Raw genomic sequence first — 24,714 nt, 5'->3', positions numbered from 1 at the left:
ATCCTAAAAATTAAAATAAAAAGGATTTTAGATGAGTGAAAATTTTAAAGATTGGAATTTGATTGAAGTTTTTGGTTCTAACGTTGATTTTTATGAAAAAATTGAAAATGGTATCAGGTTTATCGGATTTGATAGCACAGCCCTAACTCCTCCTGGACCAATGGTAAACGCGATGGCTGGCTTAAATTTGATAAAAGATAAATTTACAAAACTAATTATGATAAATCATAAATTTCCAGTGGGACTTATTCCAAAAATAAGTTATGAATTTGATTATGAAAAAGAAGATTTAAAAAGTGGTTTTGTTAAGATTATTTTTAGTTTAAAAGAGGGAGTAACGCCAAAAACTTACGATATAAATCAAGTTTGTCACGGTTAAAATATGATGATAAAAACTTTTGTGCCTCCATTTAAACTTGTCGGCGGATATTTAATACTAGGTTTAAGCTATCTTTTTTTGAGTATTTTTGTTTATTTTAATGTAGACTTTAGCTCATTTTTATCTTTCCATACTGCTTCATTTTTTCATATTTATTTGGTTGGTTTTGTAATTAGTGTTATAATTGGAGCACTTTATCAGTTAACTTCTGTTATTCTTGAAAAGGATTTTTATAGCATAAAGTTTGCTTTTTTAAATTTTATATTTTATGCATTTTCCATAGTTTTGTTTTCTTATGGAATGTTTATTGAAAATATTGCTTTTATGTATTCTGGAGGTATAGTTTTATTTTTAAGCATAGTATTTTTTTGTATTAGTTATTTACTAAGTTTTAAAAATGCTAAAGTAAAAAATTATGCATATTTAACATTTTTTGTAGGCGGTTTTTTCTTATTAATTGGTGTGTTAACTGGATTTTTTTTACTTTTGGCAGTAAGTGGAAGTATAAATCTAGATATAGAAGTTTTATTTTATTATCATATTTATTTTGTCTTAGGATTTATATATTTAATCATTCTAGGTGCATCAAGTGTGCTAATACCTATGTTTACACTATCTCATAAAAATAGTTTTTTATGCTACAAAATATCTTTTGTTGTGTTTTTATGTATTGGTGTTAACTTAACTTTTAGTTTAAAATTGGCTGAAATATTTTTATATATCAGCTTAGCTTTTTTTGTAGTTCAAGTTATTTTAATACTTAAAAATAGGGTTAGGAGGAATTATGATTATTGGAACTTAAATATAATATTTAGTTTTTTGTTTTTATTTCTAGCCATAGTTCTTTATTTATATGAAAAAAATAGTTTTGTTTTTGCTTTAACGTATGGGTTTTTATATGCTTTTATAGTGGGACATCTTTATAAAATAGTGCCTTTTTTGGTTTGGTATCATTATGTTTCGCCTTTTGTTGGCAAGAAAAAAGTTCCTATGCTAGAAGATATGATAAATAAGAATTTGGCCTACATTTCTCTATTTTTTAATATTTTTTCAGTTTTTTTGGCTGTTTTAAATTTAAAATATATGGTAGCATTATTTCTTTTTATGAGCGTTATATGTGTAATTATCAATATGGTAAATATTTTTAAATATATAAAATTTAGTTGAGATAGATATGAATAAAATTGATGAAATTTATGAAAATTTAAAAAGCGTAGTTGACCCAGAAATTGGTTTTGATATCGTATCATTAGGGCTTATATATGAAGTTTTATTTGATAATGAAAAAGCAAAAATTGTCATGACTTTATCTACAAAATCTTGCCCTTTGCATGAACTTATACTAACTTGGGTAAATGATGCTGTTTTAAAAACAATTGGTGTAAAAGAGTGCGAAATCGAACTAGTTTGGGAGCCAGCTTGGAGTATAGAAATGGCTAGTGATTATGTTAAAAAGGCTTTGAAAGTTTAGTTTTGTTGTATATTTAAATTTATAATATAAAAAATATGTCAAATTGGAACGCTATTTGCTTTAGTGATTATGTAATTTTGCGATGGAGAGCTTTTATGAATGTAATTCAAACTTTAGAGTCTATTTCTATAAATACAGATGATAGCAGCGTGTTTTCTCAGCTACAATCAATGATTAAGAAAAATTTTAAAAAAAGTGTTGGCAATAAAGGTAAAATAATATCTTTTTATGATGAGAGCGAGAAAGTTCAAAGAAAGTATTTCTTTAAATTTTTACAAAATATGTATAAAAAATACCATAATAAAAGTTTTGATTTTAAGATGAGCGAATTTTCTACTATAAAATTAAGCTTAATCCAGCAAAATACACTCAAATCAGTGGTCTTAATAGAGGCAAATTTTAAAAATAGCGAAGTAACTTTAAATATAAAAAATAGTGATAATTTTTTCATTTCTTATATAAATCAATGTTGCAATGAGTGGGGAATTAAATTTGATAAATTTGAAAATATCATTACACTAAATATACAAAATGAAGAATCTCTAGATATGCTTGATATGTTTTTTAACACAAAAGAGATATTTAATTATACAATAGATTGCAATTATGATGAAAAATCTTTTGCTAAATTTAAAAAAGAGATTAAAGTTAGACAATCAAGTAAATTTATAAAAAGATTTAAAGCACTTGCAAATTTGCTAGAAGAGTATTTTGAAATTTTGGGTTGCGAAAAGACAGATGATAGCGAGACTGTTAGATCTAGTTATTTAAGTCTTATAAAGCTTTATCATCCAGATAGACATCAAAACAAACCTGTGGAAATTCAAAACTCATATAGAGAAAAATTTGAAAATATTCAAAAAGCATATGATGCATTGAAACCATACTTTAAAGAGCAAGAAAACTTCATTAGTGCGTGATAGCGTAGAGCTTTTTTCTTTGGCTAGAAGAGCCTATATTTAGAGATTTTCTATATTTTGTGATAGTTCTTCTAACTAAATTTACATCAAATTCTTTTTGAGCCATTTCGAGTAGGGCAAGATCGCTGAGTGGTTTTTTCTTGTTTTCGCTTAGGATTGCGTTTTGTATAAATTCTTTTATAGCGACATTTGAAACCTCTTCGCTAGCTGCTCCTGCAAAAAATAACTTTAATGGCACAGTTCCTCTAGGAGAAGATAAAAATTTATTTGTTATAGCACGAGATATGGTAGATGGATTTCTTCCTAAATCAACGGCAATATCTTTAAGCCTCATTGGTTTTATATCTCCACCTATAAAATAATCGTATTGATATTCTATAATCATAAGTCCTATTTTATAAAGTGTGGATTTACGCATTTCAAGTGCGTCTATTAAATCTAACCCCTCTTTTATACGAGAGCTTATAAACTCATTGTCGTTATTTATATATTCATTTTCTATAACTATCTTTGGGTAATAATCATCATTTATACTAACTTGTATGCCATCGCTTGAGCTTGTAACTATAATATCTGAAATTGCCTGCATTTGATTTTCTAGATATTCAATAGCTGGGGGATTTTTAAATTTTTTTATTATATTCATGGCTTGCGAATATCTAGTTAAATTTACAAATTCTTCAAGATTTTCAAAATTTTCTATAAGTTTTGTGCAAATATCATAAAGCTCACTATCTATTTGCATATCTTCAAGTTGAAATAAAAAACTTTCTTTGTAGTTTCTAGCACCAACCCCAGTTGGCTCAAGTAGGCTAAATCTAGCTCTTATGTTTTCTATTTCGTCTTTTGAATACTCTTTATAAATTTCGCTATCTTCTTCAAAATATCCTTCGTTATTTATGCATTCTATGATTTTATAAGCAATATTTTGTGATTTTTGAGTAGGAAAAAGCGGCTTGTTTATCTGTTCATAAAGTTTTTCATATAAGCTTTTTTCATATATACAAAGGGATTCTATATTGTCTGTTGTGGAGTTTTTAGTATTTGTGGAAAAAAAAGTTTTTTTTCTTATAGATTTTGGATTTGCTTCTATGCTTACAAAAGGGTTTCCGCTAACTAATGGCTCAAGAGTTTCTTTTAAATCTTCGCTGCTTGCTTGTAAAATTGGCAACCAGCTTTGTAGTGTGTGATTTAGCTTTGCTTTTGGTCCAAGAGTTTGGCTTTGACGAAGCATATCTATAAGAGTTTAAACTCTGTTCCTAGATAGTAAGTTCTAACCATTTCATTGTTGGCAACTTCTTGTGATGATCCGCTTGCTAGTAGTGAGCCATCTTTTATGACATAAGCTCTAGAGCATATCGCAAGTGTTTCTCTAACATTGTGATCTGTTATTAAAATGCCTATATTAAGTTTTCTTAAATCTTTAATGATATTTTGAATATCAGCAACTGCAATAGGATCAACCCCAGCAAAAGGCTCATCAAGTAGTAGGAATTTAGGCGTTATCATGAGAGATCTGGCTATTTCACATCTTCTACGCTCCCCGCCACTTAGACTAATGCCTTTTCTATTGCGAATTGGCTCAATGTTTAAAAGCTCTAACATTTCATCAACTTTTTTTGGTATTAGTTTGTCATTTTTCTTATATGTAACTTCGGCAGCTAGCATAAGATTTTCTTCTACGCTTAGATCTTTAAAAATACTGCTTTCTTGTGGCAAATAGCCAATGCCAAGTTTTGCTCTTTTATGAAGTGGAATTTTAGTAATATCTAAATCATCTAAAAAAATATTACCACTGCTTGGGGGTATTAGACCACAAATCATATAAAATGTTGTTGTTTTTCCAGCTCCATTTGGGCCAAGAAGTCCAACAACTTCGCCACTTTTTACGCTAAGAGATATATCTTTTATAATGTTAGATTTTTTTATAGTTTTTTGCAGATTTTTTATCTCTAATTTATGCACGAACTACCTCATATTTTCTTTTGTCTTCAAAAGGAGTGATTGTTATTTTTATATAATTTAGAGAATTTTCATTAAGTAAATTTTCTAAGCTTTTATCCGCCCATTCTACTACATGCAAACCATCTTCAAATAAATTTTCAAAAAGACCAGTTTCTAAAAGCTTTTTTGTGCCATCATTGTATATATCATAATGGTATAAAATATCGTCATAACTTTGCATGATATTAAAAGTTGGAGATGTAATCTCGTCTGTAATTTCTAAATTTAGTGCTATTTTTTTAGTTAGCGTTGTTTTACCGCTTGCTAAATTTCCACATAATAAAATTATGCCCTCTTTTGGAAGCTTTTTAACAAAATCATCTAATTCATCTAATGATAAAATGTAAGTTTTCATATCTTTTTTATAAACTCGCTTTGTAAATTTTTTGGTATATTTTTTGTTATTGGTATGGCTAAAACTTCGTATTCGTCAGTTTTTGTGATAAATTTAATAGAAATTTTATCACCAACTTTCACATCTTTTGAAGCTTTAGCTACCATACCATTTATGCTTACGACACCACTTCTACACATATCTTCGCTTATTGTTCTGCGTTTAGTGATATTTACCGCATTTAAAAATTTATCAACTCTCATAGATATATTTTAACAAAAAAATGTAAAATTTTCTATGAAAAATTGCATATATCATAAGTTTATTTGCAAAATAAGGAATTTTTAATAAAATTGTGTAGGTTTTCTTGGAAGTATTGAAGATATTAGTTTTCTACCGATATTACTTTGAAAAGTTTGTTTATTGTTTAGTTCTAAATTTTCTATTATTTTACCATCATCAAGCAGTATTACTCTATCACACATCATTTTAACAATTCTCATATCGTGGGTTATTATTATAAAACTAAATTTTCTTTTCATTTCGTTTATTAAATTTATTATTTCTTTTTGTAGGATTATATCAAGAGAAGATGTTGCCTCATCTAAAATGATGATTTTTGGTGATATTGCCATAGCTCTTGCTATGCAGACCCTTTGTGCCATTCCGCCGCTTAAAAAGGATACTTTTGTATCTAGGCTTATATCAAGATGAACTTTTTTTAGTAAATTTGTTACTATTTTTTTCTTTTCATTTTTTGTAAATTTACTAAGATAATCAAGTGGTTCGCTTATAGCTTCGAAGATATTTAATGCAGGATTTAATGCTGAGATACTATCTTGAAATACTATTTGAACTTTCTTGTAAAATTCTCTTTTTTGGCTTAACGTTTTTAAATTTACTTTTTTATCTTCAAGATAAATCTCCCCATTATCTTGTTTTGTAATGTTACAAATAATCTTAGCAATTGTGCTTTTACCGCTACCGCTTTGTCCAAGGAGTGCTAATGCTTCTTTTTCATGCAGGCTAAAAGATATATCCTTTAATACTTTATTTGGTTTTGTTGATTTAAAAAATGAGAAAGATTTATATGTTTTTGAGATATTTTTTAATTCTAGAATTTTATTCATATTGTCTCTTTATATAAATTTAAATGCGCATTCATTAACTCTTTTGTTATGTCATGCCTTGGATTTTCAAAAATTTCTTTTACGCTGTTTTCTTCTACTATCTTACCTTCATCTATAACAAAAACTTTATTAGCTATTTTAGCTACTACTCCAAAATCATGTGTTATTAACAAAATTCCTATATTTTTTTGTCTTGCAAGGTCTGATAAAATTTCTAAAATCGTGCTTTGGACTATTAAATCAAGATCCGTTGTGCACTCATCTGCTACTAAAAATGGTGTATCTTGAAGCAAAGCAAGGGCTATCATAGCTCTTTGGAGCATTCCGCCGCTCATCTCAAAAGGGTATAAATTTGCTATATCTTTTTGTAGTTTAACTGTTTGTAGGGCTTGATAAATTTCATCTTTATTGAATTTTTTATTATTTGCTTTTTGTGTTTCTTTTGCATGTCCCATTATTGTTTTTGTTGGATGAAACGCTGAAGCTGGATTTTGCATTATGTAGCTTATGTATCTATGTGTTTTCAACTCTTTTAAATTTGTGTTATTTATATAAAAATCTCCGCTCATATTTAGATTTTTTGGTAAAAAACCAAGAAGAGCACTTGAACTAAGTGTTTTTCCACTTCCGCTTTTGCCAACAAGAGCTACTATTTCTCCACTATTTATAGATAGGTTTAAATTTGAAACGATATTTTTATCATTATTTTTTATATTTAAGTTTGAAATTTTAAGGCTTTTCATGAATTTCCACCGAAACATCTAGTCTATCGCGCAACATATCTCCAAGCATATTAAATACAAAAACGGTTATAAATAGTGCAAGTCCTGGATATAATATAAGCTCACTATGAGAAAAAATATACTCTTTTGCATCACTTATCATGATTCCCCATTCGGGAGTTGGAGCTTTTACCCCAAGACCTAAAAAACTAAGTCCTGATATGTGAAGCATTATATGACCTATATCAAGAGTTGCGAGCACAAAGCATTGAGAGATAATTGGTTTTATCATATTTTTACTAAAATTTTGAGTTATACTTGCTCCGCTTATTTTGCTTATCAAAACATACTCTTTTGATTTTAGTGATAAAACTAAACTTCTTATTATTCTTGCATACCAAGCCCAGTGTGTTAGAGCTATGGCAATAATGACATTAGTAAGACCGGTTCCTAAAATTCCAACTAAAAATAGAGCTAAAACAACTGTTGGAAAACTTAAAAACATATCACAAATTCTCATCAATAAATTATCTATTTTTCCGCCTACAAAACCGCTTAATCCGCCTATTATTATACCTAATGCCAGTATGAAAAATAGTGTTATAAAAGCTGATTTTAATGATAAAGAACTACCGGCTATCAGTCTTGAAAATTGATCTCTTCCAAGATGATCGCAACCTAGTAAATGATCTTTTGAAATAGGTGCAAATTTAAGAGATAAATCTACTAAATTTGGATCATGTGGTGCGAGATATAAACCAAAAAACATTATAAAAATTATGAAAATTGCTAAAAATATAGTTATATAGTGGATTATTTTCATTTTTAAACCATACCTTTTTTAACCCTAGGATCTATAAAAGCATAGAGTATATCAATTATCAAATTTAAAATAATAAAAATAAAACTCATCATAATTATAAAACATTGAATAACTGGATAGTCGTTATTTGATATCGCATTTACAGCATATCTCCCAATACCTGGATAAGCAAAGATATTTTCTATAATAAGAGCCCCTCCTATAAGCTCTCCTATGTGCATTCCAAGTGTTGTTACTATGGGAAGTAAAGAAATTTTAAAGATATAATTTATATAAATTTGATAGTTTTTTAAACCTCTTGATTTGGCATATATGATATATCTTTTGTTTTTATTTTCTAGCATATTTGCTCGAATTAATCTTATATTTATTGCAATTGACATAAAAGATATTGCAATTGCTGGCATAATCATATGCGAAAAAGAACCTATGCCAAATGGCGGAAGCAAATCTAATTTTACTGAAAAAATAACTATAAGCATAAGTCCTAGCCAAAAATTTGGCGTACACACCCCAAGATAAGATATGATTCTAGTAAAATAATCAAAATAACTATCTTTGTAAATGGCGCTTATAATTCCAAGTGGAATTGATATAACAAGTGTTAAAAAAAGTGCAAAGGCGGCTAATTTTAGTGTTGATGGGAGATAATAAAGCATATCGGCTGCAACATCTCTTTTTGTTAAAAATGATGAGCCAAAATCCAGCATTATTGCCTGTTTTATCCATATGAAATATTGAGTAAGTATAGGTTTATCTAGCCCAAGAGCTGCTTTGGCACTAGCTATAGCATCATCAGTTGGTGTTATACCAGATGCTACAAGGTAGCTTAAAACAGCGTCTGTGCCATTTAATCTAAGTAGAGCAAATATAAATATACTTACTACAAATAGCAAAGGAAATAGATAAAGTATTCTTTTTGTAATAAATTTAATCATTTTGCGAAAAATATCTTATCAAATTGAATATTGTCTTTTAAAATAGAAATTTCAATACCATCAATTTTTTTATTAGATACTACCGTATTTACTTCATATGTTATTGGGATATAAACGGCTTGTTCGTGAAGTGTGGTTAAAATTTCTTTTACTAACTTTTCACTTTCTTTTTCATCTATTGTTTTTAACATAAGTGAAATTTGATCATCTATTTGTTGTTTGTTTTTAAGACCAAGTTGTGCTTGATAATCAGCATGAGAAGGTGCTCTCATAGAGGCTAAAAAACTTTGTGGATCATAAGGTGCTCCCCAAGTTGCATTAAATATAAGACTAAATTCGCCAGTCCTTTGTTTTTTAAAGAAAATCGTTTTTTCATCTGCTTTTAAATCAAGTAATATTCCTATATTTTTAAGTTCAGATTGTAAAACTTCTCCTATAGATTTTTGAGAAGCATCGCTTCCTATATATGATAGTTCTAGTTTTAACGCTTTGCCATCTTTATATCTTATGCCGTCATCTTTTAGCTTCCAACCGCTTTTTTCAAGAAGTTCATTTGCTTTTTTTGTATTAAATTCATAAGGTTTGGCATCTATATGAGTAAGTTTGTTTGTAGGCGAAAAAAGAAAATCCGCTTTTTGTTGTATGTTAAAAAACACTTGCTTCATGATAGCGTCTTTGTCTACTGCCATATTTATAGCTTTTCTTATATTTATGTCGTTGGTTGGAAATTTATTAGAATTTATAGCTATGGCTGTTGTTATAAGCGGTTTTGATATCATTGTGTTAAATTTTTTGTCTTTTTGCATTAAAGCAAAACTATCGAGTGAAATTTGACCTTTGCCATAGATAAGATCTATATCTCCGGTTTTTAAAGCTATAAATTTTGTATTTGGATCTGGTATAACTTTGGCAATAATTTTTTCATAAGATGGTTTTTTACCATAATATCTATCATTTCTTTCAAATACATCATTAACTCCAAGTTTGCTACTAACTAGTTTCCAAGGACCAGTTCCAATAGGAGCTTTTATACCATCTTTTGTAGAGCCGTTTATCATTGCACTTGGAGCTATAAAACGATAAGGTCTTATTAGTGAAAGTTCATTTAAAGTCAAAGAGTAAGCATTTTTTAGTTTTAATTGTATTGTATAATCATCTATTTTATCGCACTCAAGGAGTATGTTTGAGAGTTCTAGCCATTTGTGCCTATCTTTATTTTGATTTATTGCATCAAAATTTGCTTTTACGGCATTTGCGTCAAATTTTTCGCCATTTGAAAAAACAATATCTTGTCTTAAGTAAAAAGTGTAAGTTTTGCCATCCTTGCTTATATCCCAAGATTTAGCTAACCAAGGCTGAATACTTCCATCTTCTGCATATCTTACTAATGACTCATAAACCATATTTTGTGCAAACATTTCGTTTGGACTATAAAGATGCGGATTTAAAGGACCGACATTTTTAGATGTCGCAAAATTCAGCGTTTGAGCAACTAAGAAATTTATACATATGATAAAAATAGTTATATATCTCATAATACTTCCTTATTTTGATATTATTAATATTTACTTAGTAACATAAAATATTATGATATCAAATAAAGTATTATTTTTATCTTAAATTTACTTTTTAGTTTATTTATATTTACAATAGACCAACTTTCTTTTCATCTCCAAATGCTGAAATTTGCTCTCTTTTTATCGTGCTGATAAAATCTTCCATACAAAATATCGCATCTTCTTTTGTTGCGACTTTTAGAGCCGTATTTTTAAGAACTAATACTATTTGAGCACCGCTTAATTCATATTTTGCAAGCTCTTTTATATCAAAGTTTATTTCAAAACTTGCATTTTCTGGTAAAATTTTTCTCCAAATGCTAAGTCTTTCTTCATAATTTGGTTTTTTAAACTCTATTTTATAATCAAATCTTCTTGAAAATGCACTATCTAGGCTTTGCATAAAGTTTGTTGTTGCTATTAAAACACCTTCAAATCTCTCAATTTGCTCTAAAAATATATTTTGCATCTGATTGTGCATTTTTTCAGCACCGCTTCCACTACCTTCTATTCTTGTAGATAAAAATTGATCTGCTTCGTTTAGTAGTAAAACTGGTTCGCTATTTGATTTTTTGCATATTTCTTTATATGTGTCAAATATTTTCCTAACATTTTGTTCGCTTTCTCCGACATATTTTGATAATATTTTTGAGCAATCAAAGTGTAAAACCTGTTTTTTCAAGCTTTTTGCTAAAGATATAGCTGACATTGTTTTTCCAGTTCCAGCAGGACCATAAAATATAACTTTTACATCTACATTTTTTCTTTTTTTTATCCCCCAAGAATTTAGTCTTGATATAACTTTTTTATCCATTTGACGCATAATATGTTCTAAAAGCTCTTTTGTTTTATCATTTAAAACTACATCATTTATATCTGTTTTTGGATCTATTAGCTCGAAAATATCTTGATCTTTTACAATACTTTCTAGTTTTATTTTTTTATTTTGCTGTTTGTTTTGTGGTCTCATAATCTCTTGAAGAGTGTCTTCGTTTATAAAAAAACTTCTACTTATATTTCCTGATAAATTTAAAATTTCATCATAGTCTATAAGAGAATTTTGTATAAGCTTTGAGCTTTCTTCTAAAAGTGAGCGGTTTTTTATCTTTTCAAATTCATTTTCACTTACCAAAGAAAGCAAAGTATTCATATCTCTTAAAATTTCATATTCGCCAGAGTATTCTTCTTTTAAAATTGCCAAAAAAATTATTTTTTCTTTATGAGAGAGCATATTTTCCTTAAAAATTTGCTCTACATTTAGAGTTATTTTGCTTATTTTTATACGCTCTGCTATGCGGGTTTCTAAATTTTTTATATGATTTATTATTCTGTTTTTAGCATCTCCTCCTTGAGATATGAGTGAGAGTTTATAATACAAATCTATACATAAAAACTGATCTTTTAAGTATTCTAAATGATCCTCGTAAGCTGTTAAATCTGGTATATCATGAGTAATGCTACCATCTTCTAGCAGTTTTAGAAATGACTGCGAAAGAGAAATTTCTGTATGAAGAATCGACAAAAGTCCCATTTGTTTTGAAATATTATCTGTTTTAAATATGTTAAAACCTTGTATTATCCAGCCTAAATCAAGCAAAGACTTTATATCTTTTATATGCGATAAATGTTCATAATTTTTATCTCCATAAATTTCAACCAAAATGTCATACACGCTATTTTGTGCATTTCCGCTTATATAAGCTTTTGTCATATGTTTTAGGATTAAAGACTCATCATGTGAGCATTTTATAAGCTTTGTTAATTCACACTCTTTTGTTGTAGAAGTTAAAAATTCTTGTAAATATTTCATTAAAAATTATACCTAAAAGTTAAATTTGCTATCTGTGCATCTGCGTTATTTATCGTTCCTTGTGCTGTACCTATATAATTTCCTGTATATGAATTTACTTCTTGATCGGTTCTTTGCATATATAAGTAAGCAAGAGCAACTTCGAATTTTGGACTAAATTTATAGTTTAATCCTGTTGAATATATATAAGATTTTGAATTTGGAAGCTCAAAATTCATTTTATCACTATGGGCTGGATTTTCATCTATGGCAAAACCAGCCATTAGTCTTAGTTTGGTGGTTGCATCAAATGCTACACCAAATCTATAAGTGCTTGAATCATCCCAGTTTCTTTGAGACGGATCATCAAATATTTTTTTTGCCATAGCATTTGGCATCTTTTTGTCGTAATTAAAATCAAGCTCTTTAAAATCAGACCAATAAGTTCTCTCATAAGCAAACATATAAGTAAATGCGTTATAGTTATAAGCTATGGCTAAAACTAGATTTGCTGGAAGCGGAAGAGTGATTTTTGCTGGTGTGTTCATACTTGCATTGCCAAATTTAAAATCACCATCCCCTTTTACGGTTAAATCAACTTTTGATCTATATGTTGCGGATAAACTGAGATCTTCTATAGGTTTATATGTTATGCCTAAGTTGTATCCATAGTCTATACTATCGCCTTGCAATTTTCTACTAAAATGCGTAGTGCCATTTTCTACTGTTCCATCTGAATATAAAGCTCTTAATCCTAAACCAAGCGATATTTGATCGCTTAGTCTATATGCAATGCTTGGATTTACTTCAAGAATTTTAAGATCAAATTTTTTACTAGTTGCTGCTGGATAGGGATCATCCCATCTCATTTGAACTCCAGCCGGAACTGTAGTTGAAAGACCAAATCTAACATTTGGAATATATTCTGGCGACATAAAATATAGTTGTGGAGCAACTGTGCTATAGTTTTGTGATTTTGTGCTATATGTTCCTGGCACGCTTGATTTGTTCTTAAAACTTGTTTTTCCTAAGTGAAAATACGACAAACCGGCTTCAAAACTATGCCAAATATCTGGCATAAACATCATATTTGCTGGGTTATAATAAACTGCGTCAGCACCGAAGCTTTTAGCGTAGTTTGATCCAGCAAGTGCGACAGAATCGGCACTTTGCTCTGGAATTTTGTATCCAGCTGCGTTTAATACGCCGGTTATACAAACTGGTAAAATAATTAAGTTTATTTTTTTCATTTATCTCCTAATTTTCTAAGTAAATTTATCTCTTTATCCCAAATAGTATCATCAATAGTTTCTAAAATAAGTGGAATATTATCACTCATATCATCTTGCATTAAATTTGAAAATCCATCAAGTCCGATAGTTCCTTTGCCTATGCTCTCATGTCTATCTTTTTTACTTCCAAGTTTGGTTTTGGAATCGTTTATATGCATACCTTTTAGAAATTTTTTGCCAATTACTTTATCAAATTCATCAAAAGTTTTTTTATACTCACTTTTACTTCTTATGTCATAACCTGCAGAAAAAAGATGACATGTATCTATGCAAATACCGATACGCTCTTTGTCTATGCAATTTTGCACCAAATAAGCAAGATGAGAAAAATCAAAACCTAAATTTGAACCTTGTCCTGCTGTATTTTCTATGACTAAAGTAACATTTTGTGTATTTTGCAAAAGATAATTTATAGAATTTGATATGTTTTCAAGGCATTCATCTGCGCTTATCTCGTTTAAGTGCGATCCTGGATGAAAATTTATCAGTTTTAAGCCAAGTAAATTTACTCTATTTATCTCATCTAAAAAAGAATCTATACTTTTTTGTCTTTTAAGTGGATCATTTGAGCCTAAATTTATAAGATAGCTATTATGAACCAAAACATGCTCTGGCGATATTTCTGCTTTTTGCAAGTTATTTTTAAACTCACTTATATTTTTATTATCTAATGGCTTTGCACTCCATTGTCGTTGATTTTTAACAAACATTCCAAAAGCATTTGCACCTATATTCATGGCGTTTATTGGAGCATTTTCAACCCCACCTGCTATACTTACATGAGCTCCTATAAATTTCACTTTATTAACCTTAAAACTATTGTAATACCATTTTTTGTATCTTTAAAGATAGATTTGTTGTTACAAAGTTCGTATTTTATAGAATTTTTGCTTATATTTTGTTTGAATCCGCAATCTGTTTTTATTAAGCTTTCTTTTTCGTAAATTGGTTTTTGATTTATGATATCGCTTAAAAAATTATCATAATGAGCATCTAAAAGATATTTTTTGTTAAAATCTATTTTATTGCTACAAGCCGAGTTTATGCAAATTTTATCTTTTATGTCAAGCTTTAATATGCTAACTCCTGAGTTATAAATTTGCAGTGTTGTGTAGTTGTTGTAATGATGGATAAAACCAGCGTCGCTTATCTTAAGATTTGGAGAATTTATAGTAAAAAAAACTGATGATGAAGCTTGTGGTATATTTTTTATGGAACAAGCTGTAAAAAAAATAGAAATTATGATTAATATTATTTTTTTCAAATTTTATATCCTTTTATTTAAATTTAAGATAAATCTTTGTATAATTCAAACTTCATTCAATTTAACTTGGCCCCTTCGTCTAACGGTTAGGACATCGCCCTTTCACGGCGGTAACACGAGTTCGAATCTCGTAGGGGTCACCAATACCAACTCCCGCTAAGTTTATTTTATTAAATTTTCTCTTCTTTTGTATCTTGTATATCTAAGCTAACTTTTGAGCTTTGTGCTTTGTTGTCTTGGAATACATACTCGATATTTTTAGCACCAAAGCTATTTGCAATTGCATTTAGTGTATCTGTTGCGGATTTGTGAATTTTGGTTTCAAGATCTTTTATCATTGATAGCGATATAGATTTTACTTCATTTTTCGCCTCATCTATAAGTTTATTTTTATCTTCTTCGCTAAAACTAACACCCAAAAGACCATTTATAGAATCAGGCAACAAAAATGGTAAAAATTTAGAGTTTTTCTCATCATAAATTTTCATATCAGTTATGGAGTATTTATACTTACAAGGTGGCATAGTTATCTTGTATTTGCCATTTTGTATATTTTCTATGTTAAATTCATCGCTTCTTAAATCATAAATAAAATTTATCTCAAAGCCAAATATGATTGCAATTTGCTTTTGAGAAAGCGACCAGCCAAATAAAGGTTTCCAGAGTTTTCCATTCATAGCATCTGCTTTTTTTGTAACTATTTCTTTGCTAATAATTTGAAAAACATTTAGCTCACCTATGCTTCTAAAATTTGTTATTTCAGATGTAATGTCTGGTTTTGAAACATTGCTTAATGTTTTTATTTCTTTTGCTTGTCTATATACAAAAGTTAGTGTTAAAACAAGTAAAAAAGTTATGATAAGTGTTAAAATTTCCATTTTTTCCCTTTTAATATTTTTGTGTAAATTCGTATCCAGCTTCGTGCAATTTGGTTGCAACAAGTTCTTGGTGAGCTTTACCTTTTGTTTCAAGCGTGATTGAAATTCTAGCATCACCATAATCAAGTTCGGTTGAAAATCTATCATAATCAATCTTGATTATATTTGCATTTGCTTGTCTAAGAATATCTGTAAGTCCCATTAGAGCACCAGGTTTATCAACAAGAGTTACGCTTATATACATTTTTCTATAAGATTTTATAAGACCTTTTTCTATGATTATATTTAGCATTTGAACATCTATATTTCCACCACTTAAAATTATTCCGATGTTACTGCCTTTTTTGTATTTAAACTTATCGCTCATTAATGCCGCAACTCCAGCTGCACCAGCTCCTTCGACTATGATTTTTTGCTCTTCAAGCAGATAAAGTATCGCATTTGCAATCTCTTCATCATCAACTTGAACAAACTCATCAACACACTCTAAAATGTGTTTTAGTGTTACACTGCTTGCATCTCTAACTGCTATGCCATCTGCAATAGTTCTAACGCTTTTTGAATTGATTTGTTTTTTTGATTTAAAGCTATCAAACATTGCGGGAGCACCCTTTGCTCCAACTGCTATAACTTTTATTTTAGGATTTATTTGCTTAACGCAACTCGCAACACCGCTTGCAAGCCCACCGCCACCAACAGGAAGAACCAACATATCTAGGTCACTAACCTCTTCAAGCATTTCTAAAGCGATAGTTCCTTGTCCTGCTTCAACAAATTCATCATCAAACGGGTGAATAAAAACTAGTCCATTTTCTTTTGCATATTCTTGTGCATAAGCATATGCTTCATCGAAATTATCGCCTTTTAGTATCACTTCAGCACCAAGAGATTTTGTCCCGCTAACTTTAAGAAGAGGGGTTGCTTCTGGCATCACAATAACTGCTCTTGCGTTAAAGCTTTTTGCACTGATTGCCACACCTTGAGCGTGATTTCCTGCACTTGCAGCAATAACGCCTTTTGCCATTTCATCTTTTGTAAGATTTGCTATTTTATTGTAAGCACCTCTGATTTTATAAGCTCCTGTTCTTTGAAGATTTTCTTTTTTTAAATATATATTTGCTTCGTATATTTGGCTTAATTTTGGAGCTATTGCACACGGAGTTTTATTTATAAATTTATCAATAGTTCTTTTTGCTTGTATTATTTTGTTCAAACTTACCATTTTATTGCCCTTTTATTAGTTTGTGTTCTATCATAATGCATTTATCTTGTATAAAATTTATCCCTTTTTCTTTGGCTATTTGTGATGCTTCATAGTTTGTTATTCCAAGTTGAAGCCAAAGAGTTTTTATGTTGTGTTGTATGCACTTTTGTAGTAAATTTTTTGCATACACTCCTTTTCTAAACATAACAACTATGTCTATTTTGGTATTTATATCATCTAAATCTCTATATACTTTTTGATTTAAGATTGTATCAAATTTAGGATAAATTGGAAAAATATTAAATTTTTGCTCTAATAAATACTTGCCAATCATATTACTTGCCTTGCTTTCATCTGGCGAAAGCCCTACTATTGCTATATTTTTAGCACTATTTAAAATTTGTTTTATATCCATATTTTTCCCTTTTTAAGTAGGAAATTCTATCATATTAAAATTAATTTAATTTTAGCAAATTATGATTTATAGATATAAATTATAAAAAGATATTTTTTTGTTTTAAATTTTCAATACACTCTTGTAAATATGATTTATCGTGTTCGATATAGATTGGATGAGGCAAGGTTGATGGAATTTCTAATGTCAGATAGGGAGTAGATTTTTTACCACGATATCTTGGATCTAGCCATTTTTTGTCTATACGATAACCCCTTAATGTCATTTCTTTCATTATCAAAGAGTGATATAAAAACAGCTTATTTGGATTATGTCTAAACACATAGTCTACGGTAGAGTGTTTTTTGCCCCAGCCATTTCCTCTTAATGCACAACATTCTCGGTGCTGTCCTAAAAGTTGAGCTCTTGGTAAAATAGGTATTAGCTCTTCGTGCCAAAGTCTCATTTATTTATCTTTTTATAATAATCAAAAATGCTTGTGTTTTGCAAATACTCATTTGGATACATAATAAGAAGTTGTTCTAAGAAGCAAAAAATCTCGATATTATGTATTTTGGAGAGTTTGTATTCACTAAGTAGAAAGAAAAATTTATTCTTCTCATTTGATTTAGCTTGTTTTTTAAAATAGCCCCAAATATGCTTAGAAGAGTTTAATATTTGGGATTTATCTTCTTTTAAATTTAAAGCTAAGGAAATTTTATTTTTTAAAATTTCTAAATTTACATCATCTGATTTAAGATACTCTCTTATTTCATTGTAGATTTTTTGCGATTTGCTTAATACTAAATACTTTTGTGTTGCCCAAAGTTTTTCGCATTCTTTTTTCATGATTTAAGAATAACTCCGCATTCTATATGATCTGTGTTTGCAAATTGATCAAATATAGCAAATTTCGTAATCTTGTGGGTTTTTAATAGTTTTAAAATATCTCTTTTTAGTGTGTTTGGATTGCATGAGATATAAACTATATTTTTAAATTTAGCTGCAAATTCGCATACTTCATCACTAAGTCCAGCTCGTGGCGGATCAACTAAAAGATGAGAAAAATTAAATTCATTTAAGCTTATATCTTTTAGTCTTTTAAACTCTCTTCCGTTAAAAGCTTCTATCAATTCATTTGCATCAAGCCTAACAAAGTGTATGTTATTTGTGCTGTTTAATTCGCAATTTGTTATGGCATTTGCTATGGATTTTTTAGAAATTTCAGTAGCTAGAACTTTTTTAAATTTAAATGAAATTGGTATAGTAAAATTTCCATGCCCACAATACATTTCTAATAAATCTTTACCATCTTTAATGCAGTTGATTGCCCAAGAAATCATTTTTTGATTTACTATTTTGTTTGGTTGTAAAAACGCACCTTCGCTTATGATATATAAAAATTTTTTACCATTGATAATTAGTTCTTCTTTTAGATTTTCGCCATTAAATGAAAGTTTTTTCTTTCTAGATCTTGCTATAATGGATATATTTAGAGTATTTGATAACTTTTCTAGTTCATCTTTGATAAGAAAAATATCTTTATGATATAGTAAAACTACTTGTGTTTGAAATTTAGTTGTTAGAAACTCAGCTCCAAAAAGTTTTGTTCTTAGGCTTTCGTTTTGATTTATAATCTCAAGTAATCTTGGCATTAAATTAGCTATTTTTTCATCAACTTTTGGACATTCATCTATGAGAACAAAACGCGTCTGTTTGCCATTCATTGCGTATTTTGCTCTGTTTTCATCATGATATATGCTAAACTCAGATCTTATTCTATATCCACTTGGCAATGATGAGAAAACTTCTATCTCATCATTATAAATTTCATTAAAAATATTTTTTATAGTTGCAAGTTTATCAACAAGTTGTTTTTTGTAAGGTTCATTTTTAGTACAACTTCCGCATATTCCGAAGTATTTGCAATCCAAATTACACCTTTTTACCAACAAATCTTACTATAAGTATAACGCTTAAAGAGCCTAGCAGCAAAGTTATCCATACATTAAGTCCAAGAGCTGTTATTATGTATGAAAATATGCTTATTATACAAACTGTTATCGCATAAGGAAATTGCGTAGAGATATGTTTTATTAAATCACAATTTGAGCCCATTGAAGAGAGTATGCTCGTATCTGATATCGGAGAGCAGTGATCTCCAAATATAGCTCCTGTTAAAACTGCACTAATGTTTAAAATCATATATCCATGAAGTATTTCATTTTCAAATCCGCTTGCATTTCCAATACCAGCAGCCAAAGGCACAGCCAAAGGCATTAAAATACCCATAGTTCCATAGCTAGTTCCCGTTGAAAAAGATATAAAGCTGCCTAATATAAAAATAAACACAGGAAGTATAAAATTAGGCGTATGATCGCTTAATACCATAACAAGATAAGCAGATGTTCCAAGTTCTTTTATAACTGAGCTTAGAGACCACGCTAAAAGAAGTATAACTATGGTTATTATCATACTTTGCCAACCTTTTATCCATGTGTCAATTGCTTCTTGTATGCTAAAAATTTTTCTATATATTCCCATAAAAATAGCAACTATAGATGCAAAAAGAGCTGCTTGAAAAAGCACTATTGAGGCATCTGCTGCACCAAAAGTTTCTCTAAATGCAAGCAGGCTAAAAGGCGCATCTTTAACTTTTTGTAAAATTTCGCCTTCTAAGGCACTTAAGCCGTTTATATAAAATCCCACAAATGAACCTATCATTAAAATAAGCACTGGAACTAATGCATTGGATATTTTAAGTTCTATACCGCTTTTTGCTTCTAGTGTTTGATCGTCTATATTTGCTATTTTATACTCTTTTGAGTCTATTAAACCTTGTTTTGCTTTTCTTTCTGCTTTTAACATAGGACCAAAATCTCTACCAAAATACGCTATACAAAATACAAAAAACAGCATAAAGATATTGTAAAATCTATATGGCAATGTTTGAATAAATATAGAAAATGCATTGATATTTGTAATTCCTATGATAGAATATGCATCTTTTATAAGAGAAATTTCAAGTCCAACCCATGTCGAAACTACCGCTATTCCAGTAACCGGTGCTGCAGTTGAGTCTATGATAAATGCTAACTTTTCTCTTGAAATTTTAAATTTATCAGTAACAGGACGCATAATAGGACCTACTATGAGAGAGTTTGCGTAATCATCAAAAAATACAAAAAGCCCCATTAACCATGTCGAAATTTGCACAGAACATCTATTTTTAGATTTTTTGCTAAGCCAAATTGCCATAGCTTTTGTGCCGCCCATTTTTGTAATAAGTGCTATAAGTCCGCCTATACATAAAACTTGTAGCATAATTCCGGCATTCCATTTATCAGCCATTGAGTTAACAATTCTTATTGCTATATCTCCAAAAGCACTCATAAATGAGCTTATGGCTGAATTATTGTTTAAAGCGAGTAAATATCCACCACTAAAAACACCAATAAACAAAGATAATATAACATTTTTTGTTATAAATGCGAGTCCTATGGCAAGTAGTGGCGGTAGTAGTGTCCAAGAACCATAAATTTCTGCATTTGCATGTGTATCGGCTAGTAAAAGCATTGGAAATAAGAACATCAAAAGAGCTCTCATGTGTAACCTTTTATTTAAAATACAATCCATGATTTTATAAAAATAATGTTTTAAAAAAGTTTAATTTTAAAAATTATATATAAATTTATAAAAGTGGCGATATTATTTTACATATATGATCTCTAAGTTTTTGCAAAACACCATATCTTTTTAGGTCGCTAAGGGATATTTTTTTACAATATTTCATATCTTCATAGAATTTATCTTTTAACTCTTGTGATATTTTTTTATCATAAAAAATAGTATTTATTTCATAATTTATATTAAAACTTCTATTGTCAAAATTGCAAGTTCCTATCGTGCTTAAATCATCATCGCATATCAAAACTTTACTATGTAAAAATCCATTTGTATAAATGTAAATTTCAATTCCAGCCAAAAGAAGCTCTTCGTAATATGTTTTTGATACCCAAGCCATTATTTTATGATCCGGTTTTTGTGCTATCATAATTTTTACTTTTTTTGATGAAAGAGAGGCGATTTTAAGTTGATTTAAAATGCTGTCAGTTGGTATAAAATACGGCGTTTGAATTAAAATTTCATTTTTGGTTTCAGTTATCATTTTTGTGTATAAAAATTTCAAATTTGGATAGTTGCTATCAGGACCGCTTGAACTAACTTGGGCTATGTATTTCGTTTCTGTTTTATTTTTTAATTTTGCTTTAATATCGTTTTGTATGTTTTTTAAGTCAAATTTACCTCCACTATTTAACCAATCTGTTATAAATATAACAAGATAATACACAAAAATATTTCCCTTTAGGCGTATATTTGTATCTCGCCAATTATCATAATCATTTCCGCCATTTATATATTGATCTGCTAAATTCATACCGCCAGTATGAACAATGTCATTGTCTATAATTGTCATTTTTCTATGGTTTCTATAGTTTAGTTTTAGTATAGATGTTTTGATATCTAAAAAATACAAAAACTCCACTCCTGCTTGTTTTAGTTCGTTTCTATAAGCTTTGCTTATGGTTCTAAATGATCCAAGCCCATCAAAAATAAGTTTTATTTCTAAGCCTTCTTTTGCTTTTTTTACTAAAATATCTTTTATTCTAGTTCCAAGTTTGTCTGAATGCCATATATAATATTGCATATAAATTGATTTTTTAGCATTTAAAATATCATTAATAAGTGAACTAAAAGCGTCTTTTCCGTTATAATAAATTTTATATGATCTATTTCCTTCTACAGGAAGCGTTTTTTCAGAGTTATACAATAAATTTATGACAGATCTGTTTTTCTCAGAAATATTATCATTTGTTTGAAATTTTTCTAAATTTTGTATAGAGTTTTTAGAAAATATATTTATACTATCATATTTGCTAAAATTAGCATTTAATATAGATATAAGATCTTGTTTATTTGATTTTAATTGTTTATTTATAAATTTTCTTTGTCTCCAATTTATACCAAAAAGCAGATATGCAATTATACCAACTATTGGTACAAATGTAATTGCTAAAAGCCAAGCTGTTGTATCGCTCGATGCTTTATTTGACAGAAGGATTGATATTGCAAAAATTAACCAAATAATAAAATATATATTATTAAAAGAAATTATCAAATTTATAAAATTTTCCATTTATTCTCCTTAAGATTTATTTTACAACATTAGATATAATAAATTTATGAACTATGATTTACATATACATTCAAATTTTTCTGATGGCAAAGCTAGTATTAGAGAAATTTTAAGTAAAGCCAAAGAGCTAAATATCGGTATTTCTATAACAGATCACAATGAGTTAAGAGGCAGTATTATCGCTTCAAAGATAGCTAAAAAACTTAACATACCTTTTATTATAGGCGTTGAGCTTGGCACGAAAGAGGGTAAAGAAATGCTACTTTATTTTAAAGATGAGTGTTATGCAAAAAAATTTTATGAAAATGAGATAAAACCATTTAAAACTTCCAGGATGACGCGTATAAATCGCTATATGAGTGAGTTTTTAAGTGCTGATTTAAAAATAAAATATAATATTTTTTTAGCTATTATTCCACACCCTTTTGGAGTACTTTATAAAAATATTTATAACGATATGCCGCTTGGAGAAAAAATGATAGAATTTTGTGATGGTATAGAGTGTATAAATGCCTCTCAAAGCTCTAAATCAAACACTCTTTCTAAAATTCTTTGTGCTCAAAAACAAAAACTAGCTTTTGCATCAAGCGATGCACATCTTATAAAAAATATAGGAAAACTTAGTACAAATATAACTTTTGATAAATATAACATTTTAAAAACCGATATTTCTCACAATAATTACAAAGATGATTTTTTAACATTAATCCAAAGTTTGTATCAAATTTCGAAGATAAATTTAAACTATTTTTTAAAAGATAAGATAAATTAATATTTTTGATTTTACAATTTCAAATCATTACAATTTGTCAAATATAAATACTTTTTTATATTTTATGTGATAAAATCATAAAATTTATTTAGGATTGATATGAAAAGATTAGCAGTTGCATTTTCAGGACCTTCAAATAGCGGTAAAACTACTCTTATAACTAAAGTTGCAAAAATTTTTTTAGATGAGAAACTAAAAGTTGTAGTTATCAAACACGATCCAGCTAATAAGGCTAAATTTGATGTTGAGGGCAAAGATAGTTATAAATTTTATCAAATCGGTGCTGATGTTGTTGTGCTTAGCCCAACAAGAAGCACATATTTTTCACAAGAAAAAAAAGATTTAGATGATGTTATAAGAATGCTTGGGGATTTTGATATTTTGATAGTTGAGGGGCTAAAAACTCTGCCTTTACCAAGAATATCTGTTTTTAGAGATAAAATAGATGATAGTTATTTGTCTTTTTCAGATGCAATTGCAACAAATGGCATAAAATTCGATACAAATTTGCCAAATTTAGATATAAATAATCCAGTGCAAATTTGCAAATGGATAAAAAATAACGCAAAAAAAGTTTAAAAAAGATAAGGAAAAAATATGCAAGAAATTTTTGAAACTATAAAAAAAGCTGCAATCCGTATAAGCGATGCTTTAAAATACTCAGATCTTGGCTATACACATAATCAAAACTCAACAGGCGATACTCAGCTAAAATTAGATGTAATGAGCGATAATATCATAACCGAAGAGTTTTCAAAGATAAATGTAAAAGCTTTAGTAAGTGAAGAAAAAGATGAAGCATTAACTTTAAATGAAGATGGCAAATTTATAGTTGCTTATGATCCTCTTGATGGAAGTTCTTTAGTTGATGTAAATTTCGCAGTTGGGTCTATTTTTGGGATTTATGAAAATGAAATTTCACCAAAAACACTAAAAGCTGCAGCTTATACGATATACGGACCTAGATTAGAGCTTGTTATAGCAAGTGATAAAGTAAGGCTTTATAGACTTGATAGAAATAATGAGTTTGTTTTTATAAAAGATTTACTCCTTAGCCAAAAAGGCAAACTAAATGCAACAGGGGCAACACAAAAAGGTTGGAGTGATACGCATAGAAATTTCATCAAATCACTATTTGATGAAGGATATAGATTAAGATATAGTGGTGCTATGGTTAGTGATTTGCACCAAATTTTGCTAAAAGGTGGCGGACTTTTTAGCTATCCATCGACAAGCGATACGTCAAATGGTAAGCTTAGACTTACTTTTGAAGTTTTACCATTTGCTTTTATATATGAAAAAGCTGGTGGAAAAACAAGCGATGGAAAAAATGATTCTTTATTAAATTTAGAAGTTTTAGCTATCCATCAAACAACTCCATGTTTTTTTGGATCAAGTTATGAGATAAATAAAATGCACGAGTATTATGGAAAATAAAGTATGAGCGAACAAGATAATATCCAAAAAGATAGTTATGATATCGCTTTTGAAAATAAGCTTAAATTACTAAAAGAGTGCCAAAATTCGAAAAATATTGATAGTTGTATGAAATGCGATAAAATCTTTGAGTGTCAAACTAGAAAAGATTATGTTGATGCAACATATCAAAGTATGATAAAAGGACAAAGCGGCGGCTTTGATTTTTAG

Annotated in this window: 29 protein-coding genes and 1 tRNA gene; 9 read left to right on the top strand and 21 right to left on the bottom strand. The window is 28.9% G+C overall.

The features are described 5' to 3' along the window. Window positions 1-31: 31 nt before the first annotated feature. From CSPT_RS06130 to CSPT_RS06115, 4 genes are all read left to right on the top strand, one after another. The gene (locus CSPT_RS06130) at window positions 32-379 is read left to right on the top strand and encodes a hypothetical protein (RefSeq protein WP_089182784.1); all 348 of its coding nucleotides are present in this window, start codon (window positions 32-34) and stop codon (window positions 377-379) included. Between the two features lie 3 nt (window positions 380-382). Continuing rightward, window positions 383-1,546 (top strand): hypothetical protein, encoded by a 1,164-nt coding sequence (locus CSPT_RS06125; protein WP_033915954.1) that lies wholly within the window; start codon window positions 383-385, stop codon window positions 1,544-1,546. Window positions 1,547-1,553: 7 nt separating this feature from the next. Next, window positions 1,554-1,850: a metal-sulfur cluster assembly factor gene (locus CSPT_RS06120; RefSeq protein ID WP_033915953.1), complete on the top strand. Its 297-nt coding sequence runs from the start codon at window positions 1,554-1,556 to the stop codon at window positions 1,848-1,850. A 95-nt stretch (window positions 1,851-1,945) separates the two neighbouring features. Next, a complete protein-coding gene (locus CSPT_RS06115) occupies window positions 1,946-2,770 on the top strand; it encodes an adenylosuccinate lyase (protein WP_161492220.1) in 825 nt (274 codons plus the stop codon). Here the strand turns inward: CSPT_RS06115 and CSPT_RS06110 are convergent. The 13 genes from CSPT_RS06110 to CSPT_RS06050 all read right to left on the bottom strand — a co-directional run bounded on the left by CSPT_RS06110 (window position 2,760) and on the right by CSPT_RS06050 (window position 14,622). Continuing rightward, entirely contained in the window at window positions 2,760-4,004 is a 1,245-nt protein-coding gene (locus tag CSPT_RS06110; RefSeq protein ID WP_089182782.1) for an RNA polymerase factor sigma-54, read from the bottom strand. The two genes, CSPT_RS06115 and CSPT_RS06110, sit on opposite strands and share 11 nt — an antisense overlap. A 2-nt stretch (window positions 4,005-4,006) precedes the next feature. Next, a complete protein-coding gene (gene lptB, locus CSPT_RS06105) occupies window positions 4,007-4,735 on the bottom strand; it encodes an LPS export ABC transporter ATP-binding protein (protein ID WP_089182781.1) in 729 nt (242 codons plus the stop codon). Continuing rightward, a complete protein-coding gene (tsaE, locus tag CSPT_RS06100) occupies window positions 4,728-5,129 on the bottom strand; it encodes a tRNA (adenosine(37)-N6)-threonylcarbamoyltransferase complex ATPase subunit type 1 TsaE (RefSeq protein ID WP_089182780.1) in 402 nt (133 codons plus the stop codon). Before tsaE ends, lptB begins: the two co-directional genes overlap by 8 nt. Further along, a complete protein-coding gene (locus CSPT_RS06095) occupies window positions 5,126-5,371 on the bottom strand; it encodes an RNA-binding S4 domain-containing protein (RefSeq protein WP_089182779.1) in 246 nt (81 codons plus the stop codon). Before CSPT_RS06095 ends, tsaE begins: the two co-directional genes overlap by 4 nt. Window positions 5,372-5,452: 81 nt before the next feature. Continuing rightward, window positions 5,453-6,238: an ABC transporter ATP-binding protein gene (locus CSPT_RS06090; protein ID WP_089182778.1), complete on the bottom strand. Its 786-nt coding sequence runs from the start codon at window positions 6,236-6,238 to the stop codon at window positions 5,453-5,455. Beyond that, complete coding sequence (locus CSPT_RS06085) at window positions 6,235-6,981, bottom strand: ABC transporter ATP-binding protein (RefSeq protein WP_161492219.1); 747 nt, start codon at window positions 6,979-6,981, stop codon at window positions 6,235-6,237. Before CSPT_RS06085 ends, CSPT_RS06090 begins: the two co-directional genes overlap by 4 nt. Next, a complete protein-coding gene (gene nikC / locus CSPT_RS06080; protein WP_089182776.1) occupies window positions 6,968-7,783 on the bottom strand; it encodes a nickel ABC transporter permease subunit NikC in 816 nt (271 codons plus the stop codon). The genes CSPT_RS06085 and nikC overlap by 14 nt, the downstream gene beginning before the upstream one ends. Window positions 7,784-7,785: 2 nt before the next feature. After that, the gene (locus CSPT_RS06075) at window positions 7,786-8,721 is read right to left on the bottom strand and encodes an ABC transporter permease subunit (RefSeq protein WP_089182775.1); all 936 of its coding nucleotides are present in this window, start codon (window positions 8,719-8,721) and stop codon (window positions 7,786-7,788) included. Continuing rightward, complete coding sequence (gene nikA, locus CSPT_RS06070; protein ID WP_089182774.1) at window positions 8,718-10,256, bottom strand: nickel ABC transporter substrate-binding protein; 1,539 nt, start codon at window positions 10,254-10,256, stop codon at window positions 8,718-8,720. The genes CSPT_RS06075 and nikA overlap by 4 nt, the downstream gene beginning before the upstream one ends. 109 nt (window positions 10,257-10,365) lie before the next feature. Beyond that, entirely contained in the window at window positions 10,366-12,087 is a 1,722-nt protein-coding gene (locus CSPT_RS06065) for an ATP-binding protein (RefSeq protein WP_089182773.1), read from the bottom strand. Beyond that, window positions 12,087-13,316, bottom strand: coding sequence for an OmpP1/FadL family transporter (locus tag CSPT_RS06060; protein ID WP_089182772.1), 1,230 nt, complete (start codon window positions 13,314-13,316; stop codon window positions 12,087-12,089). Before CSPT_RS06060 ends, CSPT_RS06065 begins: the two co-directional genes overlap by 1 nt. Then, window positions 13,313-14,158, bottom strand: coding sequence for a deoxyribonuclease IV (gene nfo / locus CSPT_RS06055; protein WP_089182771.1), 846 nt, complete (start codon window positions 14,156-14,158; stop codon window positions 13,313-13,315). Before nfo ends, CSPT_RS06060 begins: the two co-directional genes overlap by 4 nt. After that, window positions 14,155-14,622, bottom strand: coding sequence for a hypothetical protein (locus CSPT_RS06050; protein WP_089182770.1), 468 nt, complete (start codon window positions 14,620-14,622; stop codon window positions 14,155-14,157). Before CSPT_RS06050 ends, nfo begins: the two co-directional genes overlap by 4 nt. A gap of 68 nt (window positions 14,623-14,690) precedes the next feature. On the opposite strand from CSPT_RS06050, the gene CSPT_RS06045 reads away from it, so the two are divergent. Then, a tRNA-Glu gene (locus CSPT_RS06045) sits at window positions 14,691-14,765 on the top strand. A 27-nt stretch (window positions 14,766-14,792) separates the two neighbouring features. Here the strand turns inward: CSPT_RS06045 and CSPT_RS06040 are convergent. The 8 genes from CSPT_RS06040 to cls form a co-directional block, all read right to left on the bottom strand. Beyond that, window positions 14,793-15,500 (bottom strand): DUF4230 domain-containing protein, encoded by a 708-nt coding sequence (locus CSPT_RS06040; RefSeq protein WP_089182769.1) that lies wholly within the window; start codon window positions 15,498-15,500, stop codon window positions 14,793-14,795. Window positions 15,501-15,510: 10 nt separating this feature from the next. Further along, entirely contained in the window at window positions 15,511-16,722 is a 1,212-nt protein-coding gene (gene ilvA / locus CSPT_RS06035) for a threonine ammonia-lyase (protein WP_089182768.1), read from the bottom strand. A 1-nt stretch (window position 16,723) separates the two neighbouring features. Further along, window positions 16,724-17,119 (bottom strand): CoA-binding protein, encoded by a 396-nt coding sequence (locus tag CSPT_RS06030; protein WP_089182767.1) that lies wholly within the window; start codon window positions 17,117-17,119, stop codon window positions 16,724-16,726. Window positions 17,120-17,198: 79 nt separating this feature from the next. Next, the gene (locus CSPT_RS06025; protein ID WP_089182766.1) at window positions 17,199-17,564 is read right to left on the bottom strand and encodes a TIGR02328 family protein; all 366 of its coding nucleotides are present in this window, start codon (window positions 17,562-17,564) and stop codon (window positions 17,199-17,201) included. After that, a complete protein-coding gene (locus tag CSPT_RS06020) occupies window positions 17,561-17,947 on the bottom strand; it encodes a DUF1722 domain-containing protein (RefSeq protein WP_089182765.1) in 387 nt (128 codons plus the stop codon). Before CSPT_RS06020 ends, CSPT_RS06025 begins: the two co-directional genes overlap by 4 nt. Continuing rightward, the gene (trmA, locus tag CSPT_RS06015; RefSeq protein WP_089182764.1) at window positions 17,944-19,032 is read right to left on the bottom strand and encodes a tRNA (uridine(54)-C5)-methyltransferase TrmA; all 1,089 of its coding nucleotides are present in this window, start codon (window positions 19,030-19,032) and stop codon (window positions 17,944-17,946) included. Before trmA ends, CSPT_RS06020 begins: the two co-directional genes overlap by 4 nt. Before the next feature lies 1 nt (window position 19,033). Next, window positions 19,034-20,689: a Na+/H+ antiporter NhaC family protein gene (locus CSPT_RS06010; RefSeq protein WP_235610102.1), complete on the bottom strand. Its 1,656-nt coding sequence runs from the start codon at window positions 20,687-20,689 to the stop codon at window positions 19,034-19,036. Window positions 20,690-20,789: 100 nt separating this feature from the next. After that, window positions 20,790-22,295 (bottom strand): cardiolipin synthase, encoded by a 1,506-nt coding sequence (gene cls / locus CSPT_RS06005; RefSeq protein WP_089182762.1) that lies wholly within the window; start codon window positions 22,293-22,295, stop codon window positions 20,790-20,792. Between the two features lie 46 nt (window positions 22,296-22,341). On the opposite strand from cls, the gene CSPT_RS06000 reads away from it, so the two are divergent. From CSPT_RS06000 to CSPT_RS05985, 4 genes are all read left to right on the top strand, one after another. Then, window positions 22,342-23,067, top strand: coding sequence for a PHP domain-containing protein (locus CSPT_RS06000; RefSeq protein WP_089182761.1), 726 nt, complete (start codon window positions 22,342-22,344; stop codon window positions 23,065-23,067). Between the two features lie 99 nt (window positions 23,068-23,166). After that, window positions 23,167-23,646 (top strand): molybdopterin-guanine dinucleotide biosynthesis protein B, encoded by a 480-nt coding sequence (gene mobB / locus CSPT_RS05995; protein ID WP_089182760.1) that lies wholly within the window; start codon window positions 23,167-23,169, stop codon window positions 23,644-23,646. Window positions 23,647-23,664: 18 nt separating this feature from the next. Next, window positions 23,665-24,504, top strand: coding sequence for a class 1 fructose-bisphosphatase (locus tag CSPT_RS05990; RefSeq protein WP_089182759.1), 840 nt, complete (start codon window positions 23,665-23,667; stop codon window positions 24,502-24,504). 3 nt (window positions 24,505-24,507) lie between these two features. Further along, window positions 24,508-24,714, top strand: a complete 207-nt coding sequence (locus CSPT_RS05985; RefSeq protein WP_089182758.1) for a hypothetical protein — start codon at window positions 24,508-24,510, stop codon at window positions 24,712-24,714.

Source organism: Campylobacter sputorum subsp. sputorum, assembly GCF_008245005.1.
GTDB lineage: Bacteria > Campylobacterota > Campylobacteria > Campylobacterales > Campylobacteraceae > Campylobacter_F > Campylobacter_F sputorum.
This window is presented reverse-complemented; position numbering and strand designations above follow the sequence as displayed.

Excerpts from the sequence above, each read along its gene's own strand:
- CSPT_RS06130 (WP_089182784.1), top strand. The coding sequence starts at position 32 with ATGAGTGAAAATTTTAAAGATTGGAATTTGATTGAAGTTTTTGGTTCT.
- CSPT_RS06125 (WP_033915954.1), top strand. The coding sequence starts at position 383 with ATGATGATAAAAACTTTTGTGCCTCCATTTAAACTTGTCGGCGGATAT.
- CSPT_RS06120 (WP_033915953.1), top strand. The coding sequence starts at position 1,554 with ATGAATAAAATTGATGAAATTTATGAAAATTTAAAAAGCGTAGTTGAC.
- CSPT_RS06115 (WP_161492220.1), top strand. The coding sequence starts at position 1,946 with ATGAATGTAATTCAAACTTTAGAGTCTATTTCTATAAATACAGATGAT.
- CSPT_RS06110 (WP_089182782.1), bottom strand. The coding sequence starts at position 4,004 with ATGCTTCGTCAAAGCCAAACTCTTGGACCAAAAGCAAAGCTAAATCAC.
- tsaE (WP_089182780.1), bottom strand. The coding sequence starts at position 5,129 with ATGAAAACTTACATTTTATCATTAGATGAATTAGATGATTTTGTTAAA.
- CSPT_RS06095 (WP_089182779.1), bottom strand. The coding sequence starts at position 5,371 with ATGAGAGTTGATAAATTTTTAAATGCGGTAAATATCACTAAACGCAGA.
- CSPT_RS06090 (WP_089182778.1), bottom strand. The coding sequence starts at position 6,238 with ATGAATAAAATTCTAGAATTAAAAAATATCTCAAAAACATATAAATCT.
- CSPT_RS06085 (WP_161492219.1), bottom strand. The coding sequence starts at position 6,981 with ATGAAAAGCCTTAAAATTTCAAACTTAAATATAAAAAATAATGATAAA.
- nikC (WP_089182776.1), bottom strand. The coding sequence starts at position 7,783 with ATGAAAATAATCCACTATATAACTATATTTTTAGCAATTTTCATAATT.
- CSPT_RS06075 (WP_089182775.1), bottom strand. The coding sequence starts at position 8,721 with ATGATTAAATTTATTACAAAAAGAATACTTTATCTATTTCCTTTGCTA.
- nikA (WP_089182774.1), bottom strand. The coding sequence starts at position 10,256 with ATGAGATATATAACTATTTTTATCATATGTATAAATTTCTTAGTTGCT.
- CSPT_RS06065 (WP_089182773.1), bottom strand. The coding sequence starts at position 12,087 with ATGAAATATTTACAAGAATTTTTAACTTCTACAACAAAAGAGTGTGAA.
- CSPT_RS06060 (WP_089182772.1), bottom strand. The coding sequence starts at position 13,316 with ATGAAAAAAATAAACTTAATTATTTTACCAGTTTGTATAACCGGCGTA.
- CSPT_RS06040 (WP_089182769.1), bottom strand. The coding sequence starts at position 15,500 with ATGGAAATTTTAACACTTATCATAACTTTTTTACTTGTTTTAACACTA.
- ilvA (WP_089182768.1), bottom strand. The coding sequence starts at position 16,722 with ATGGTAAGTTTGAACAAAATAATACAAGCAAAAAGAACTATTGATAAA.
- CSPT_RS06030 (WP_089182767.1), bottom strand. The coding sequence starts at position 17,119 with ATGGATATAAAACAAATTTTAAATAGTGCTAAAAATATAGCAATAGTA.
- CSPT_RS06025 (WP_089182766.1), bottom strand. The coding sequence starts at position 17,564 with ATGAGACTTTGGCACGAAGAGCTAATACCTATTTTACCAAGAGCTCAA.
- CSPT_RS06020 (WP_089182765.1), bottom strand. The coding sequence starts at position 17,947 with ATGAAAAAAGAATGCGAAAAACTTTGGGCAACACAAAAGTATTTAGTA.
- CSPT_RS06010 (WP_235610102.1), bottom strand. The coding sequence starts at position 20,689 with ATGTTCTTATTTCCAATGCTTTTACTAGCCGATACACATGCAAATGCA.
- cls (WP_089182762.1), bottom strand. The coding sequence starts at position 22,295 with ATGGAAAATTTTATAAATTTGATAATTTCTTTTAATAATATATATTTT.
- CSPT_RS06000 (WP_089182761.1), top strand. The coding sequence starts at position 22,342 with ATGAACTATGATTTACATATACATTCAAATTTTTCTGATGGCAAAGCT.
- mobB (WP_089182760.1), top strand. The coding sequence starts at position 23,167 with ATGAAAAGATTAGCAGTTGCATTTTCAGGACCTTCAAATAGCGGTAAA.
- CSPT_RS05990 (WP_089182759.1), top strand. The coding sequence starts at position 23,665 with ATGCAAGAAATTTTTGAAACTATAAAAAAAGCTGCAATCCGTATAAGC.
- CSPT_RS05985 (WP_089182758.1), top strand. The coding sequence starts at position 24,508 with ATGAGCGAACAAGATAATATCCAAAAAGATAGTTATGATATCGCTTTT.